Genomic DNA, 16,989 nt, shown 5'->3' with positions numbered 1-16,989 from the left:
TGGATCGTGCTTCTCTTGCTCGCCGTGGTGCTGTTCGCGCTGCTGGTGCTGGTGTTGGTCAGCACAGGGGATTTCGGGGACGGGACGACGACGCCGGTCCCGTCCACGCCTGGCTCGTGTCAGCCGTTCTGTACAGGTAGCACTGGCGCACCGAGCGGCGGGTAGCGCGGGTATTCGACTGTCCCGCAGTCGCGGTGGCCGTACGATCGAAATGATGGAAGCGGATTGGCGACCACGCCTGGTGGCCCTGGATATCGACGGCACGTTGTGTCCGGAAGGTGGCGTGAGCCCCATCCTCGCGCACACCACGATGAGTCCGGCGGTGCGAGCGGCCATCGGTGCGGTGCTGCGCTCCGGCACCCATGTGGTGTTGTCGACCGGCCGGTCGACGATCGCCACGCTGCCCTTCTTGGCCGAACTCGGGGTATCGGTCGGTACCGCGATCTGCTCGAACGGCGCGGTAGCGATCGACGTGGCGACAGGTGCGGTGCTGGAACAAGCCGTATTCGATCTGGTCGAGCCGGTTGAGATGCTGCGGGAAGCTTTGCCCGGCGCGGTATTCACGGTGGAGGAGATCGGGATCGGGGAGCGGACCACACTGCGCCTTCCCGGTCTGCCGGACTTCGGCGGCGTTCTGCGGGTGGTCGAACTCGACGAATTGGTTGCCACCCCGAGTACACGTCTCACAGTGCACTGGCCCGACCGTAACCGCTTCGAACTGGCCGCCGCGCTGATGGGTGTGCAGGTGCCCGGCGCGCATTGCGTGTACGAAGCGGACGGTGCCTGGATGGATATCAGCCCGATCGGCGTCACCAAAGGTTCTGCGCTGGAAGCGCTTCGGCTGCGTCTAGGGGTCTCCGTCGACGACACACTCGCCGTCGGCGACGGCACCAACGACGTGGAAATGTTGGTGTGGGCCGCCGCACGGGGTGGCCATGGGGCAGGCCCCTGAGCTGGTCCGCGCGGTCGCCGACGAGGTCTGCCCACCGGTCACCGAGGATGGTCTGGCCACACTGCTGGCTCGCTGGTTCTGAGCGACGACCTCCCTGCCTCGAGGATTCGGCGTGTGGACAATTCAGGCGTGCCGGACGAGGATCTGGCCGGAACCTATTCCGTGAGACGGGGAGAAATCATTATGTTTGTGTCGGGCAAGGCGGCTACGGGGCTGGTCGTATCGTCCGCGGCCGTGTTCGTCGCCCTCGGGGCCGCAACCGCGGACGCGGCGGCCGACCTCTATGGGTCGCTGGCGATCTCGTTCGGCTCGCGCGACGCGGTCGTCGGATCCGGGAACAATTATCCGAGCCACGCGAAGTCGGATCAGCGGGCGATGTTGGAATGCGGCGCGCCCGACTGCCGCGTTATCGTGCGTTTCTCCAACGGCTGCGGCTCCGTCGCGGTGCGCGACGGCCACTACACCTGGGCATGGGGAAACTCGCGGGTAGAGGCCGAGCAAGGCGCCCTCGGCCAACTCGGCCCCGATCCGTCACCGGTGGCGGTGGCCCTTGGTAGCGCGGCACCGAGCCGCGCGACGATCGTGACCACGGAGTGCACGGCGAACGCGCACTGACGAAGCAGCGTGCGCGCGGCAAGCTGTCTCACGACAACCGGCCGCGCGCATCACTGCGTCAGCGCCGCAATACTTTCCTGGCCAGGAAGTTGCCGAGGAACTGGATGCCCTGTACTCCCGCGATGATGATCAGCGTCGCGACAAGGGTGACCTGCCAATCGAACCGCTGGTAGCCGTAGACCAACGCGAAGTCGCCGAGTCCACCACCGCCGACGGTGCCCGCCATGGCCGACATATCGACGATCGCGACGATCACGAAGGTGTAGCCGAGCACCAGCGGGCCGAGCGCCTCCGGGATGAGCAGCGTCAGAATGATCCGCAGCGGGCCCGCGCCGACGGCCCGCGCCGCCTCGATCACGCCGGGGTCGACGGTGACGAGGTTCTGCTCCACGATCCGGGCGATGCCGAAGGAGGCCGCGACGATCATGACGAAGGCGGCGGCCTCGGTGCCGATGGTAGTGCCGACCACCTCCAATGTCACCGGTCCGAGCGCCGCGAGCAGGATGATGAACGGGATCGGCCTGACCACGTTGACGATCACGTTGAGCAGGAAGTAGATCGGGGCGTTCGCGAGCAGACCACCCTTACGGGTGGTGTACAGCGCGGTCCCGATGAACAGCCCGATCAGTCCGCCGATCACGAAGGTCAGCAGCACCAGATAGATGGTGGTGCCGATCGCTTCCTGCAAGACCGGCCGCAGCTTGTCCCAATCGGTATGCATGGTGGTTGCTCCTCTCAGGCCGATCGACGGTCGAGCTCGTCGACCACCTTGTCGACGGCGTCATCGCGCCCGTGCAATGCCAGCGTGACGCTGCCGAACGTCTTGTCCTGCAACGTGCTCACCCCGCCGTACACCACCTCGAACCGGACATCCGCCTGCGTCGCCGTGGCCAATGCCGCGCCGATCCCGCGCCTGTCGTCGATATCGACGGTGACCAGCCTGCCGCCGTGCAACTCGCTGAGCCTGCGTAACTCCTCGTCGCTGGGCCGGTTGTGCAGCACCGTATCGACGAACGACCGGGTCGGCGTCGCCTGTGGATCGGCGAAAACGTCGAAAGTGCGGGCCAGCTCCACGATTCGGCCCTCGGCGAGCACCGCGACCCGATCGGCCACCGCGCGGATGACGTCCATCTCGTGGGTGATGACCACGATGGTGACGCCGAGTTCGCGGTTGATCTTCTTCAGCAGCCGCAGCACCTCCTGGGTGGTCTCCGGGTCGAGCGCCGAGGTCGATTCGTCCGCGAGCAGCAGCGATGGCGAGGTGGCAAGGGCACGGGCGATACCGACGCGCTGCTTCTGGCCACCGGAGAGCTGATCGGGATAGCTGCCTGCCTTGTCGGTCAGCCCGACGAACTCGAGCAGCTCGGCGACGCGCGCCTTGCGCTCGGCCCTCGGCCATCGCGCGACCTTCAGCGGATACTCGATATTCCCTGCTGCCGTGCGTGATCGGAACAGGTTGAACTGCTGGAACACCATGCCGATGTCCCTGCGAATCCGCCGCACCTCGGCCTCCCGCACCCCCGTGACCGGGGTGCCGGAAACCTCGACGGTGCCGTTTGTCGGCTTCTCCAAGGCGTTGATCAGCCGCACCAGCGTGCTCTTGCCCGCACCGGAATAGCCGATCACGCCGAAGATCTCACCCTTTTCGATGCGCAGATCGATGTTGTCGAGCGCGACGTGCCGATCCGGTCCCTTGCCGAAAGCCTTGGTAACTGAACGGAATTCGACCGCAGGGACAATTTTCTCGCTCACTTGCCGTCGCGGATGGTCTGCTGCACCCGTTGCAGAATCTGCTCCAGCTCGGGACCGTTGCGCCTGACCTCGACCGCGGTGCCCTTTGTCACCTCGGAATGGGCCTGCAGCACCTCGGGGGAGTGCCACAGCTCGACGAGCTTCTGGTACCTCGGGTCGTTCTTGTCCTCGGCCCTGGTGACCAGCGCGTTGATGTATGGCTCCGCGGCAGGATTGCTCGGATCATCCTTGTACAGCGCCGAATTGGGGTCGATGCCGGAACGATCGAGGAAAGTGTTGTTGATGATCGAACCGTCGACCGAGGCCAGCGACAGCGCAGTCTGCGCAGCGTCGACCGGTGTCACCTTGACCTTGGACGCGCCCTTGTCGACGTCCGCGGGCGAAGGGGCCTTGGTTTCCGACGACAGTTTCAGCAGGCCTGCGGCTTGCAGCACGAACAGCGCTCGTGCCTGATTGGTCGGGTCGTTCGGTATCGCGATCTCGGCACCTTGTGGCAGGTCGGCGATGGTCTTGTGCTTCTTGGAGTACAGGCCGAGCGGCACGATGTAGGTGGAGCCGATCGGAGTCAGATCCGTATTGTTGGCGACGTTGTAGGCACCGAGGAACTGCAAGTGCTGGAACAGATTCACGTCGATCTGCTTCTGGGACAGCGCGAGATTCGGCTGCTTGTAATCCGAGAAGTTGGTGATCTTCAGGGTGATGCCCTGTTCGTTCGCCTTCTGTTCGAAGACGTCCCAGGCCTTGTCCTTGTCGGTGGTGCCGATGCGCACTACCGTGTCGGAGGAGGCCTTGTCGTCGGAGCCGCACGCCGTAAGGGTGAGCGCCGCGGTGGCAACCAGGACCGGGATCGCCAGTACCCGATGGAATTTCACTCGTGCTCCCGAATGCTTGTCGCGATATGTGCCCGGCGGACGCGTCCGGTCGAGCGTTTTCTGAACCCGGTTATCCAAGCGGTCTCGGGCCGGGCGGGACAACGGTTTGAATTGTGTTGAGCAAAACTCTCGCGAACTATTGGACGAGCGTCTAGTTTGCGAGAAATGCGAGTTCTGCGCCGTGTTGCGGTGATCCCGATTCTGTTCGCCCTCGCCGCCGGCGCGGTGGCATGTGGTGATGAGCGCAATCCCGACGTGGTCCGGGTCGGGGTGAACGACATCGCATTGCCGCACTGGGACATCTACCGAAAGAAGGCCGCTGAGCAGGGCATCACGGTCGAATTCGTCAACTTCACCGACTACAACCAGCCGAATCCCGCACTGTCGCAGCAACGGATCGACCTCAACAAGTTTCAGCACATCCGGTACCTGGCGAACTACAACGTCCGCAATAGCGATACTTTGGTGCCGATCGGCGCGAGCGAGATCTTCCCACTCACCCTGTATTCGCGGAAGCATAAGTCGGTCAACGACATTCCGAAGGGTGGCCAGATCACACTCAGCAACAACCCGGCCAATCAGGTGCGGCCGCTGCTCGGTTTGGCCGCGGCGGGCCTGATCGTCCTGAAGGGCGGCGCGAGTTGGGACTCCAAGATCGAGGACGTCGACACCGACGCCTCCAAGGTGCGCCTGACCGCGATCGAACCGACGCTGACCGCGCCCTCGCTGGATAGCGCGGATGCGGCATTCGTCGACGACACCTTCGCTCGGCCCGCCGGTCTGACCGAGAACGAGGTGATCTTCACCGACGACCCCGAGCGACCGGAGCTGAAGCAGTACATCAATGTCTTCGCCGCCCGCGCCGCGGACAAGGACAATCCGAGACTGGTGGCGCTCGCGAAGCTGTATCACGACCCGGAGGTCGAGGCCGCGGTGCGCGCCGAGACCGGCTATCGGGGCGTATTCAAGACCAACGATCCCGCGGACCTGCAGGCCACCCTGAAAGAGCTCGAGACGAAGTTTCGCAAGTAGGCCTCATCTGTTCATCGCGGACAGCACCCGTGCGGCCTCGCGCTGCGCGTTCGTATTCGGTTGCGGCGCAAGCGAGCCCGCCAGCTCGACTGCGCATGCTCGAAGGCCGCGATCGGCGGGGTGGTAATACGGGTCGTCAGATGCTCGCGACAGCTAGGAACAGGTTCGGTGTGACCGTGATGAGTATCCGATCGTCGAGGAGATCTCGTTCGGGCACGGTTGGGGCGATGCGGTCGTCGATGTACTTTTCGCGAATGCGCTTGGTCCAGATACCGTTCGGGTCGGCGGCGAGCTCGGCGTCGCCGAGCACACGGACTTGCCGATTGGGGCGTTGACCGTCAGCGCGCACACTCCCCTCCCTGTCGATGACGAGACCGACGCGTGGATTCGAACGGATCCGGCGCAGATGTGGGCGACCTGCGTAGCTGGTGAGACGGAATGTGCCGTCGTCCCACAGGAACCAGATCGGTGTGACATGCGGATATCCCGACGCATCGATCGTCGCCAGATGCGCGACGACGTCGTGTGCCAGCAGCCCAGCGACCTCGGCCGGGCGAAGCCTCCGCATACCCAACCTCCCCTGTCTCGAACGTATGTTCGATACTACTAGAGGTTCGTGGTGTCGGGCTACGAGAGGGCTCCTTGTGACGGCAGGTCTTATCAGTCATCAGCCTTGACACCGGTCGCGGTTGGTTCGCCGCAGATTTCGCGGCCGTCGGTGATCGAATCACGGAGGATTATCGAGTGTTCCATCACCCCGGGTAGCTCAGTCACCGACGTGGACGTGTGCGGCCCACCTGGTCGGCACGGCTGGATAGGCGTTCCGCATGCTGCGCAATGTTTCGGTGAGCGCGGTGGCCGCCTCGGCCGTGTCGGGCGGCCGGGTGCCGTGCGCGGTGAGCGCCGCGTAGACCGCCTCGGCGGTCTCGGAGCTGTCCGCGGTGTGCCACAGCGTGCCGATGACGCCGCGGAAGCCCGCGAGATGGAACGCCGACGCCAAGTTCAGCGGCTCGTCCAGCAGGGCCGGATCGGGTCCCGCGGTGTCGCAGGCGGACAGGAACGCGAGCTGCGCCCGCGTGGTGCGTAGGTCGTGCACGAACGAGGGCACGAACATCCCCTCGCTGAGCACCAGCCCACCCTGGGCGGGATGCTTCGCCGAGCTGACCGCCCGGCCGTGGCAGGCGAAATGGGCGATCGCGTGCTCGTGCAGGCCCTGCTCGATGGCATCGAAGTCGGCGGCGGCGTCGATGAGCACAGTGGAGCCGGGCAGCAGCCCCGCCACCGCCTCGGCCTCGGCGCGGGCGCTCGGCAGCACCGATACGCCTTTGCGCTCGCCGACACCGACGATGAGCGCGGTGTGGCGGGCGTGGCGCGGCCGAGGTGTGCTCAACGTATCGGCGAGCGCGGTCAGGGAGGGCGTGTACGAGCAGACGGCCCGGTCGAACACGGTCTGCCCCGCGCCGTCGCGGTGCATGCCCGCCGCGTGCAGTGGCAGTTGGGCCATGATTCCGATCGGGCACCACCACAGCCGCGTCGTCGTGACCCGGTCCAGCACCGGCCCGGCGGTGGTGTTCCACAGCCATTCCAGCAGAGCGTGCATGTCCAGTTGGGCCTGCTCACGCCGATCGAACGAGCACGCCGGGTCCTTCACATCGGCGAGCGCCGCTCGCAACCGCCTGACCTGGGTGTGGGCGGCGGTCTCGGTCATCTGCCATAGCGGCACGGCCTCGACGGGCTCCGAATAGTCGGCGGGAACCACGAGCGCGGTGCCCTGGGCGCTGACGATCAGCACGGTGTGCCCGGCCGTGCGCGTGCGCAGGACTTCGAGGTTCGGCGGCGCCAGCAGATCCTCGAACCCCGGCAACGTCCGCGCTTCGGCGAGCAGCCGGTCCCGCCGCCCCGAGAGCTGCCGGATCTTTTCGACGGCCTGTGGTCGCGGGTCCCAGTCCCGGGCGGAGATCCGGCCGTCGAACTCCACCTCGATGTGGAGCGTTACGTCGGCGTACACGTCGGCCTCAGTCAGCTCACGCTCGACCTCGCTGAGCTCCTCGGCCAGCCGGGGTTGTGTCTCGCGCAGTCGTGCCCAGCCGCGGCGGATACCCCACGCGTCGCCGAACAGCACGCCGCGGCACCGTTCGACCAGTTCCAGCGCTCGGTCGAGCTGACCCGACCGCACACCGGCGTCCACTACCCGGTCGGCGAGGCCGTCCAGCTGCCGCGCCGCCTCCACCCTGCGGACCCACGACAGCGCTCGGCTGACCGTGGCGGGGATGGCGGTGATCACACGTTCCTGCGCGTCCAGCCACGTCGCCGGGTTTGTCTCGGCGAACATCGCGGCCTGGGCCTGTTCGCAGATCATCTGATGCTGCGTGCTGGTGGCCGGGTGCGCGGAAACTGCCCGGTAGTAGTTGATCGCGAGCTCGCGCAACCGGTCGGCACCCGGCCCGCCGAAGGTGGCGAGCGCACGGGCCGAGCGCGCGAGTGCGAACGCCCGCAACGGCCACCAGTGGTGTTCCCGAGGTGTCTGACCGACGGCTTTCTCCGCGAGCTCGAGCGAGTCGTCCAGCGCGCCGAGATCGCCGCACTGCCAGTACCGGTGATACAGCACGTCGGCGATCGTGCTCTCGATGCGCGGCACGTCGGGGTGATCGGGACCAACGAGCGCGAGTGCGGCCCGGTAGGCGCGTTCGGCCTCGTGGAACGGTTCCGCATGCGTGACATTTGTGCTGACCGCCCGTGCCTGCACGGCGGCGGCATAGTTGTAGAGCATGCCGACCCGGCGCACATCGTCCGCCGGGATGGTGGACACCGCGGATGCCGCCGCCTCGACCGCTGTGGTGAACATGCCGTGGTCACCGGCCTCGGCCACCTTCGCGGCCGCCCTGGACAGGGTCGACCAGCGCAGCGGGAGATTCGAGTCGCCGGGTGGGGTCAGCGCGGCGGCCTCCTCCGCGACGGTGACGGCCTCCCGGCTCGCCGCGGGGTTGCCGCCGACTTGGCATTGCATGATCAGCGCGGATGCGAGCGCGGAGAGCCGGAGTGCGCGCTGGTCATGGTCCGCGGCCGGTAGGTTCAGCGCGGCGCGGGCGGCGTCGACCGCCAGCTTCGCTTCGTCGCGGGAGTCGGTCCGCATGGCGGCGGTCGTCGCGCAGTGGGCGAGCGCCCTCAGTAGGTCGGCACGGAGCGCGTCGTCCAGTGATGTGGTGAGCAGCGCTTCGGTCACCACATCGTAGGCGAGCGCGATCGCATCGGTGTCGCCACCGATATCCCAGAGGTTGCTATGCGCGTAGTAAAGGTCGAGCAGCGCGGCCGGTCTGCCGTCGTGGTCCAGCGGCAGTCCGACGGCGAGCACCCACGCCTCGTCACGTCGCCGCGCCAGCACATCAGGGGTGACCGACTGCCGCCGCAGGCTCTCGACCAGGTCGTACTGCGCCTGCAGAGCGCGCGGATCGCGATGGCAGGTCATCAGGAATCGCGCGATATCGGGACCGATCTCGCTGCTGACCTCTTGCTCGAGCTGCTCGAGCGCGGGCACCGTAGCCGTGCCGCCGTAGTCCCGCTCCAACGCGTCGGCGAGGTCACGGCATGCGACCAGCGCGCCGGCCAGGTGGATGGGCGCCCCACCGCCGGTGTACAGATCGGACTCGTACTGGGCGAGCTCGAGCACGACGTCGCGCCACACTGGGCGTTCCCGCAGCGCCAGTTGCGCAGCGGCCCGGTAGTCGGCGACGATCCTTCCCAGCGGCCGACCCGCGTTGTCCTGTGCTCGGGCGCGATCGACCAGCCTGCGGGCGCGTTGCGGATCGTCGCGAGGTGTGTGGGCGATCGTCCAGTTCAGCGCGTTGACGACGGCCTCGCGGTAGGTGTCAGTACCGTCGTGCTCGTCGAGCAGAAGCAGCAACGTGGTGTGGTCGGCGGTGAGCGCGGCCTTCATTCGCTCGTCGTCCAGTGCGTTCATCACCGTCGTATAGGCGTTCGCGAACGGCACCAGCGAGTCACGGTCCTGGTAGTCCTGGAACTCCTCGCGCGCCTCGTCCAGCGCCCGGTACTCCGGCATGGCCATAATGCCCGTGACCGCCGGATCACCCGCCGTGCCCGCGATGGCGGCCGCGATCTCCCGGTCGACCAGCCCGGCGAACCCGCTCTGCGCCTGGAACCGGTGCCAGTGCGCTTGGGCGAGATGCGGCAACAGGTGCGCAGGGCACTGCTGCGGTAGCGGCAGGCCGACGGCGAGCAGTGCGCCGACGTCGTAGGTGGACACGAAGTTCTCGACCACCAACCGAACGTAGTCGTACACGCGCAGCCCCCGATCCCGTTCGGTCCACGGTAGCGTGATCCGGATCACCAAGCAGGAGGTTCGGAGTCGGCATGGCATCAACGACCGGTCCCCGAGTCGAAGTTCTCTGCGAACAGGCCGGAGCGGCGCTGGCCGAACGCGCTTCCCGCTACGGCGTCGCGGACGTACTTGCCAGAATCGTCGCGGCGGCCGAGCGGGGCGAGGTGTCCGAAGCAGACCTCGACCTGCTCGACAGCGCCTTCGCCCGGCACGGCATCGACAACCTGACGCGGGCGCACCGCGGCTTCGAGCCGTGGAAGGGTCCTCGGGACGTCGTGGTCACGGCGTGGGCGTGTCCCACGAGTGCGTGCACCCGGGCGGGGATCGATGAAGGTCCGCGATGCGGGCTCACCGGGCAGCCGTTCCGCAGGATCGACCTGTGAACGCGTTTCTCACCGAGCTCGGCAAGAACCTGGCTACCCGCTGGGCTACCGCGCTCGCGCTGCCCGCCGCGCTGTTCGTGGCCGTTGTGGTGGTGGCGGTCGCGCTCGGACCCTCGCACGCACTCGATTTCAACCTGTTGTGGACCCGGGTGACGACGGTGTCGACCGGTCCCGCGCTGGTGTGGGCCGCGGCGGTGTTCCTCGCCGCGACCGCCGTGGTGGGGTTGGCGGTGACCGCGCTCGGCGGCGTCGTGATCGCCGCGTGGGGCGCGACAGGCACCGGTGTCGGCAGACCGTTCGTCGCACTGCGCCACCGCCGTTGGCGGCGTGCGACGGCCAAGGCGGACGCCGCGGTCAAGGCGGCGCTGGCCGACCGATCGGACCGCCGGGCGAAGAGCAATGCGCGTCGAGCCGTGCTGCGACGCAACGCGATCTCCGAGATCGAACCAGCATGCCCAACGTGGGCAGGCGACCGGCTGCTGAGCGTGGACGACCGCGTCAGCCGTGGCACAGGACTCGACCTGACCACGATGTGGCCGCGATTGTGGCTGGTGCTGCCCGACGCGGCGCGAACCGAGGTGACGACGGTCCAGGAACGGTGTGCCTCCGCCGCCCGCACCCCGGTGTGGGGCTTGGCCTATCTGGCGGTCGGTGTGTACTGGTGGCCAGCGCTCGTGTCGGGGGTATGGGCGTTGCTGGTGTCACGCCGTCGGATCCGCCGTGCGGTGGGGGTATACGCGGACCTCGTGGAGGCCTCGATCGACCTGTACGCCCGGGACGTCGCCAACCAGCTCGGTTTCGAGCTGACGGGCAGGTTGACACCGGCGATCGGCGAGCAGTTGACCGAGGTGCTGCAGAAACGGCCCAGGTAGCTGGTGTCGGCCCAGTTCTCCGATAACTACGGCGGGCTCATTCGAAAACGGTGTGGCACTTTGTGCTACGAGATCGAGAAATGATCGCCGGAGGCTCACTCGGCGAGGCTGCCGGATTCCTCGGCGTCGCGATGTGCCGCGTCGAGCAGGGAGTCCAGTAATCCGGGAAACCGAGCCTCGAGGTCTTCGCGGCGCAACGATTGCAGAGTCTCCCGGCCCGAGGGGCGCTGCCAGATGATCCCGGCGTCTCGCAGCACCCGGTAGTGATGGGTCAGGTTCGACTTGGGTACGCCGTCCACTATCGAGCCGCAGGTGTGCTCGCCCCCGTCTGCGAGCGCTCGGACGATGCGCAGCCGCAGTGGGTTTCCCGCGGCGGCGAGCACGCTCGCCAACTGGATCTGAGCCCGCTCGGGATGTGCCGTCATCACGCAGACCAGGATAGCTCCACTGTTGACATACAGTCGAACTGTACGTAAGTATTTGAACAATTAAACAGTCTGAAAGGTCATGCGATGTTTGCCAGCGGTTCCCGCTTCAACGACAAGATCGTCCTCATCACTGGCGCCACCAGCGGCATGGGGCTGGCCACCGCGCACAGGATGCTCGCCGAGGGTGCCGATGTGGTCATCACCGGCCGCGAAAAGACCCGACTCGACGCCGCGGTCGAGGAGTTGAACGGCGGGGACCGCGTCCTCGGGATATCCGGCGACGCGGCGAATCTCGCCGATCTCGACGCGCTGGCCACCGCGATCCAGGACCGGTTCGGGCGACTGGATGTGGTCTTCGCCAACGCGGGTGTCGGCGCATTCCAGCCGTACCTCGACGTCACAGAGGCCGAGTTCTACCGCGTCGTCGACATCAATTTCAAGGCGGCGTTTTTCACCATCCAAAAGGCCCTGCCCCTGCTGGCCGACCATGGCGCGATCGTGATCAACGCGTCGTTCGCGCTACACCGGGGTGGGCCGGGCGCGGCCCTCTACTCGGCGACCAAGGCGGCCGTGCACAACTTGGCGCGCACCCTGGCCGCCGAACTGGCTCCCAGGCGAATCCGGGTCAACTCCGTGAGCCCCGGCTACACCGCGACCCCGGCCTTCTATGCCGAAGCCTCGGCACAGGTGCAGGCCGCCGCCGTCGCCGCGGTGGCCGCGGGCCGGATCGGTACATCCGACGACATCGCCGCCGCCGTCGCTTTTCTCGCCTCGGACGAAGCGTCCTACATCAACGGACAGGACATGTCCGTCGACGGTGGACTTGTCACCGCCACTCCTGCACCCATCGTGTAGTTACCGCTACGTCGAGGCATGTTCGGCGACACCCGGCCCTGCCGCTGGTCTCATCGATCACCGGCCGGGGACGAATCCGGCCTGCTCACACGAGCGTTCAGCGACGGATCAGGATGACCGGTAACGCCGATGGTGACAGGACGAAGTCCCGATTCGACGCCCGCACAACATAGTCCGGGTCGGGTACCGGCCGCCAACGTGCGAGCAGCGCCGCCGAGGCCAGTGTGATCTCCAGCAGCGCGAAGTGATCGCCCATGCAACGGCGGCGGCCGACGCCGAAGGACAGGTTGGCCTTCTTGTCGATGTCCTCGGCGCGCTCGGGCGACCAGCGTGCCGGGTCGAAAGCTTCCGGATCGGTGAAATAGCGTTTGTCGTGCTGAACCATATAGGGGCTGAACATGATTGCCGCGCCGTCCGGAATGGTGAGGCCGCCGATGGTGACGTCGCCGTCGGCGGTGCCCGCGCTGATCCATGGTCCCCAGAAGCGAAGCGTCTCCGCCACAACCTGTTTCAGGTAAGGGAGTGCGGCGAGGTGTTCTGGGCGAACGGGGTCCGACCCGACGACGGCGTCGAGCTCGGCATAGAGCTGTTCGGCGATCGGAGGGCGGCGCATGATCTCGTGCCACAGCCATCCCGTCAGTGACGCCATCGATCCGACTCCGCCTGCCAGCATCAGGATCGCTTCGTCGATGATGTGCTCGTCGGACAGCGTCGCCCCGGTCTCGGCATCGGTATGTCGGATGAGCGCGGACACGACATCGTTGAAATCCTCGTCGCGGCGGCGATATTCGGACACCACATCGCCGATGGCGCCACGCAGGTGGCGCGCTTTGGTGCGCCACCGCCAGTTCGCGATCACCCGGAGGCGGCGCAATTGCGGCGGTAGCGCGGTCCGCAGGATGACCTGACCGAGCAGCCACGGCACATTGTCCCGGATCTCGCGCCGCGCGTCGTCACTGAACTCGGCGGTGAACAGCGTCGAGGAGACGGTGTCGAGCACGAGGCCGTGCGCCTCGTCCATCAGATTCACGCGTCCACCCGACGGAAGTCCCGCCGACCAGCGTTCGGCGATATCGGCCGCCGACTTCGTGTACTCGGCGAGGCGGCCCTGGCGTAATGCCGGGGCGATCATCCTGCGCCGCAGCTTGTGTTCCTCGCCGCGAAGGACGTTGACCGATCCGCCGGCGACATCCTCGATCGCCTCACGCAGGTCTTCACGATTGAGTTCCGTGTCGCCGAGACCGGCCTCGCGCACCAGATCCGGGGTGGTGAGCAGGTATCCGGTCTGCTTGCCGAAGAATATTCGCACGATCGGCCCGAGCTCGGAAAGCGACGTCACGAACTCGGGGGCGTCGCGCAGTGCTCGTAGGCTGTGGCCGACCAGCGGCAGCTGTCCCGGGGCGGTGGGCACCTCCGAAAGTGACTGCGGCATTACCAACTCCGGGCTGTGAGCCGACTTCTCGCGGGCCTGCCGATAGATCTCCAGCACCGTACCGGTATGGCGTGACTGCAACACAGAGTCGCTGTACTTGCCGAGCATCGCACGCATTTCGGCGAGCGCGGCACGATCGGCGGCGAGCGCGGCAATGGTCTCGGCGATCCCCGTGGCCGATGCGTCGACCGTGCGGATACCGCCACCGGCGGGCACCGACTCGTCGAGATCGGGGTCGCAGTAGATGATCGGAAGCCCGACCGCTACCGCTTCGAGCAGGACCATGCCCTGGGTGTCGAAGCCGCAGGACGGAAAAAGCAGAGCATCGCAGCCGGACATGGCGTCGATGCATTCGGCTTGAGTGACCCTGCCGTGCAAACGGATTCGCGCGTGGAGCCGGTGCTCGGAGATCGCGGTGACCGCAGCGTCGTGCAAATCTCCGTCACCATAGATATCCAAGGTGCAGTTGTCTGTGCGCCGGACCGCTTCGATCGACTCGAGCAGACGCTTCTCGGTGGAGAGCCTGCCACTCCATGCCAGCCGCAGCGGCCCATCGGCCGGTCCGGAAATGGCACTGCTGGTGCGGCTTTCGAGCAATGCGTCGTCGACGCCGTTGGACACCACCTGAATCGGTCGCGTCAGTCCGTGCGCGACCATCAGGGCGGCGAAATGCCGTGTCGGCGCGATCACCCGGTCGGCGGCCTGAGCCTGGCCCACGATCGTCCACCAGGCATGGCGCGCCGCCCGGCTTTCGGGACCGTGCGGCATGTGATGGTTGTGGGGTACGAACCGGCCGTGCAGCGTGCGCATCGCCAACGCCGCCGCATAGGGCGCGGGTGAGGTGTGTTCGATGAATGCGTCGTCACGGCTCTGTGCGGTGTGCACCAGTGGAACCCGATGCCGCCGTGCCGCTTTCATCCCGGCGATGGCGACACCGTAGGTGGTGTGCGTATGCACAACCTCGAAGGGGCCGTGCGCGGCGAAAGCGGCGTCGATCAACTCGGCATTGCGCTTGGTCGGCAGCACGACCGGGAAACCGTTCATCTCGAGCGCGACTGCTTCGAGCGCGACCACGTTCGCGATGGCATCGGTGGCCTTGCCCGGCAGCGGCGCTACGAAGAGTGTGACGTGGTGGCCTGCGCGTTCCAGCCCGCGACACAGCGAGCCGACCGCAGTCTGGACACCGCCGAGTGTGGTCGGGTGGTAATCCATGAACATAGCGATGTGCACAATGGGCACTGTACCGACGCCGGACCTCAACGCGGAGCCCACAATTCCGTCGACTACCCGAGCGGACCGGGACGACAACAGCACCGAAAGAAGCGCCGTGAGAATAGCGATTCCGCTCACCGGAACCCGTGGTGATGTACAGCCGGTCGTAGCGCTGGGTCTCGAGCTGCAACGGCGTGGTCATGATGTGCTGCTCGGTACGCCGCCCAACCTGGTCGATTTCGCCACCGATGCGGGCCTGGCAGCCCGCTCGTGCGGCCCCGACGTGCAGCAGCTCTACAGCTCCGACGCTGGGCAGCAGGCGCTGGCGGCGGGCAATACGCTTCGCCTGATGCAACTGGTCGCCAAGCAGATGGCCGGATACGCGGAGCAGATGAACCGCGAGGTCATCGACGTGTGCGCGGGCACCGACCTGATCGTCGCCAGCACCGTCACGGAGGATCGGGCGAGTTCGGTCGCCGAAGCGATGGATGTCCCGCTCGTCAGCCTGCATTACTTTCCCTGCCGGTCCAACAGCGTCTATCCGTTCCCCGGCGCGCTGCCTTCGCACTGGAATCCGCCGGCGTCGATCAATCGAGCTACCTGGGGGCTCGCCGAGAACCTGCGTCGCGTGGTATTCATGCGTTACCTCAACGATCTGCGGGCGACGCTGGGGCTGCCGAGGTCGTTTGCGAGCACCGCGGCGGTGCTGGCCCGCGCGAACGTGCCGGAGGTGCAGATCTACGACCCCGCGCTCGTCCCCGGTTTGCCGGAGCAATGGGACAAGCGCAGGCCTTTCACCGGCTTCCTGACTCTCGATCAGGCTGCCAGGGCGGCGGTCGGTGACCTCGATGGCGACCACGCGAACATTCTGTCCTGGATCGAAGCGGGCGATCCGCCGGTGTTCTTCGGCTTCGGCAGCATGCCGATTCGCGACACCGCGGCCGTGTTGGCCATGGCTTCCGAGGTGTCGGCCCGGCTCGGCATGCGTGCGCTGGTGAGTGCGGGCTGGAGCGATCTGGACGTCGCCGCCGCGCAAGCCGGTCCGCAGGTGAAGGTCGTCGGCCCTTTCGCACACGACATCGTCTTCCCGCATTGCGCTGCCGCTGTGCATCATGGCGGCATCGGGACACTGTTCGAGGGTCTGCGCGCCGGATTGCCGACGCTGGTGTGCTCGGTGTCGTTCGAGCAGCCGATGTGGGGCGGGCAGGTCGAGCGCCTCGGCGTCGGTGCGCACATGAAGTTCACGCAGCTCACCACGGATCGGCTGGAGCAGGCGGTCGCGTCGATACTCACGCCGGAACGTCGCTCTCGCGCAATGCAATTCGCTGAAACGCTGAGTGCCGAGGACGGCTCCGTCCGCGCCGCCGACATCGTCGAGGCCACCGCACGGTGATAACGCACATTGTCACAGACACGGCCGTCATGTTCCGGCGCTGTGCTCGGCATACCCTGCGCAGCAGGGACACCCTGATCATCTCGCTGCTCATGCCGGTGCTGGTGATGATGCTGTTCACCTACGTCTTCGGCGGCGCCATCGACGTCGGCGGCCCCTACCTGGACTATGTGGTGCCGGGAATCATGCTGCTGTGCACGGGATTCGGATCCTCGATCACGGCAACCAGTGTGTCGACCGATATGACGAAGGGCAGCATCGACCGGTTCCGGACGTTGCCGATGTTCAGGCAGGCCGTCCTGGCCGGACACGTTGCCGAAGGGGCCGTCCGGAATCTGGCGGCCATCGGGATCGCGGTCGGTGCTGCGCTGATGCTCGGATACCGACCGCACGCCGGCATTGTCGGCTGGTTGTCGGCGTTGGCGGTGATCACGCTGTTCGTGTCGGCGATCTCCTGGATCGCCGTCGCACTCGGGCTGGTCGCCAAGAATCCCGAGGCCGCCGGTGGTCTCACCTACGCGATCATGTTCATCCCCTACATCAGCAGCGCTTTCGTGCAGCCCGCCACCATGCCGGGATGGTTGCGTGGTTTCGCCGAAAATCAACCGGCAACGCCCATCGTGGATACCGTGCGCGGCCTGCTCGATTCGACCGGCTCCTGGCATGACGCGACGCTCGCCGTGTGCTGGTGCGTCGGGCTCGCGCTGGTCGGGTTCGCTTCTGCGAGTGTTGTATTCGGCCGGCTCGCGCATCGATGAGCGGTGACGGTCGGACGAGTCCGCGAGTGTGTGACGCGAACCATCCGACTCGCGCTGTCGAATTCCCTGCGCGCGACATGCTTACCGGCGATGATGC

The 16,989-nt window shown here is 66.6% G+C and carries 15 protein-coding genes; 8 read left to right on the top strand and 7 right to left on the bottom strand.

Features of this window, described 5'->3' with window-relative positions; all coding sequences use genetic code 11:
* Positions 1-211 precede the first annotated feature (211 nt).
* Both ACLMAJ_RS21005 and ACLMAJ_RS21000 read left to right on the top strand, forming a co-directional pair.
* Positions 212-952 carry an HAD family hydrolase gene (locus ACLMAJ_RS21005; RefSeq protein ID WP_412015474.1) on the top strand — a complete coding sequence of 247 codons (741 nt, stop codon included), beginning with the start codon at positions 212-214 and terminating at the stop codon, positions 950-952.
* A 183-nt stretch (positions 953-1,135) separates the two neighbouring features.
* Positions 1,136-1,567, top strand: a complete 432-nt coding sequence (locus tag ACLMAJ_RS21000; protein ID WP_412015473.1) for a DUF4189 domain-containing protein — start codon at positions 1,136-1,138, stop codon at positions 1,565-1,567.
* Positions 1,568-1,625: 58 nt separating this feature from the next.
* Here the strand turns inward: ACLMAJ_RS21000 and ACLMAJ_RS20995 are convergent, their stop codons facing one another.
* The 3 genes from ACLMAJ_RS20995 to ACLMAJ_RS20985 are packed head-to-tail and all read right to left on the bottom strand — an operon-like array spanning position 1,626 to position 4,191.
* Positions 1,626-2,288, bottom strand: coding sequence for a methionine ABC transporter permease (locus ACLMAJ_RS20995; protein WP_412015472.1), 663 nt, complete (start codon positions 2,286-2,288; stop codon positions 1,626-1,628).
* A gap of 14 nt (positions 2,289-2,302) precedes the next feature.
* On the bottom strand, positions 2,303-3,307 hold the full coding sequence (locus tag ACLMAJ_RS20990; protein ID WP_412015683.1) for a methionine ABC transporter ATP-binding protein: 1,005 nt from the start codon (positions 3,305-3,307) through the stop codon (positions 2,303-2,305).
* Between the two features lie 8 nt (positions 3,308-3,315).
* Positions 3,316-4,191, bottom strand: coding sequence for a MetQ/NlpA family ABC transporter substrate-binding protein (locus tag ACLMAJ_RS20985; RefSeq protein WP_412015471.1), 876 nt, complete (start codon positions 4,189-4,191; stop codon positions 3,316-3,318).
* Between the two features lie 165 nt (positions 4,192-4,356).
* Between ACLMAJ_RS20985 and ACLMAJ_RS20980 the strand changes: the two genes are divergently transcribed.
* The gene (locus ACLMAJ_RS20980; protein ID WP_412015470.1) at positions 4,357-5,223 is read left to right on the top strand and encodes a MetQ/NlpA family ABC transporter substrate-binding protein; all 867 of its coding nucleotides are present in this window, start codon (positions 4,357-4,359) and stop codon (positions 5,221-5,223) included.
* Positions 5,224-5,359: 136 nt separating this feature from the next.
* Here the strand turns inward: ACLMAJ_RS20980 and ACLMAJ_RS20975 are convergent, their stop codons facing one another.
* Together ACLMAJ_RS20975 and ACLMAJ_RS20970 are read right to left on the bottom strand one after the other, a co-directional pair.
* Complete coding sequence (locus tag ACLMAJ_RS20975) at positions 5,360-5,791, bottom strand: pyridoxamine 5'-phosphate oxidase family protein (RefSeq protein WP_412015469.1); 432 nt, start codon at positions 5,789-5,791, stop codon at positions 5,360-5,362.
* A gap of 198 nt (positions 5,792-5,989) precedes the next feature.
* Positions 5,990-9,568 (bottom strand): CHAT domain-containing protein, encoded by a 3,579-nt coding sequence (locus ACLMAJ_RS20970; RefSeq protein ID WP_412015468.1) that lies wholly within the window; start codon positions 9,566-9,568, stop codon positions 5,990-5,992.
* 23 nt (positions 9,569-9,591) lie between these two features.
* Between ACLMAJ_RS20970 and ACLMAJ_RS20965 the strand changes: the two genes are divergently transcribed.
* A complete protein-coding gene (locus ACLMAJ_RS20965) occupies positions 9,592-9,942 on the top strand; it encodes a hypothetical protein (RefSeq protein WP_412015467.1) in 351 nt (116 codons plus the stop codon).
* Positions 9,939-10,814 carry a hypothetical protein gene (locus ACLMAJ_RS20960; RefSeq protein WP_412015466.1) on the top strand — a complete coding sequence of 292 codons (876 nt, stop codon included), beginning with the start codon at positions 9,939-9,941 and terminating at the stop codon, positions 10,812-10,814. Before ACLMAJ_RS20965 ends, ACLMAJ_RS20960 begins: the two co-directional genes overlap by 4 nt.
* A 95-nt stretch (positions 10,815-10,909) precedes the next feature.
* Here ACLMAJ_RS20960 and ACLMAJ_RS20955 read toward each other — a convergent pair whose 3' ends face one another.
* Positions 10,910-11,239 (bottom strand): ArsR/SmtB family transcription factor, encoded by a 330-nt coding sequence (locus ACLMAJ_RS20955; RefSeq protein ID WP_412015682.1) that lies wholly within the window; start codon positions 11,237-11,239, stop codon positions 10,910-10,912.
* An 87-nt stretch (positions 11,240-11,326) separates the two neighbouring features.
* Here ACLMAJ_RS20955 and ACLMAJ_RS20950 point away from each other — a divergent pair, with 87 nt between their 5' ends.
* On the top strand, positions 11,327-12,097 hold the full coding sequence (locus ACLMAJ_RS20950) for an SDR family NAD(P)-dependent oxidoreductase (protein WP_412015465.1): 771 nt from the start codon (positions 11,327-11,329) through the stop codon (positions 12,095-12,097).
* A gap of 97 nt (positions 12,098-12,194) precedes the next feature.
* On the opposite strand, the gene ACLMAJ_RS20945 is transcribed toward ACLMAJ_RS20950, so the two are convergent.
* A complete protein-coding gene (locus ACLMAJ_RS20945) occupies positions 12,195-14,759 on the bottom strand; it encodes a cytochrome P450 (RefSeq protein ID WP_412015464.1) in 2,565 nt (854 codons plus the stop codon).
* A gap of 97 nt (positions 14,760-14,856) precedes the next feature.
* Between ACLMAJ_RS20945 and ACLMAJ_RS20940 the strand changes: the two genes are divergently transcribed.
* Together ACLMAJ_RS20940 and ACLMAJ_RS20935 are read left to right on the top strand one after the other, a co-directional pair.
* Positions 14,857-16,134, top strand: coding sequence for a glycosyltransferase (locus ACLMAJ_RS20940; protein ID WP_412015463.1), 1,278 nt, complete (start codon positions 14,857-14,859; stop codon positions 16,132-16,134).
* On the top strand, positions 16,131-16,892 hold the full coding sequence (locus tag ACLMAJ_RS20935; RefSeq protein WP_412015462.1) for an ABC transporter permease: 762 nt from the start codon (positions 16,131-16,133) through the stop codon (positions 16,890-16,892). The genes ACLMAJ_RS20940 and ACLMAJ_RS20935 overlap by 4 nt, the downstream gene beginning before the upstream one ends.
* Positions 16,893-16,989: the final 97 nt, after the last annotated feature.

The organism is Nocardia arseniciresistens (assembly GCF_046764875.1).
GTDB lineage: Bacteria > Actinomycetota > Actinomycetes > Mycobacteriales > Mycobacteriaceae > Nocardia > Nocardia arseniciresistens.
The sequence above is the reverse complement of the archived record's forward strand: the minus strand, read 5'-3'. Positions and strand labels throughout refer to the sequence as shown.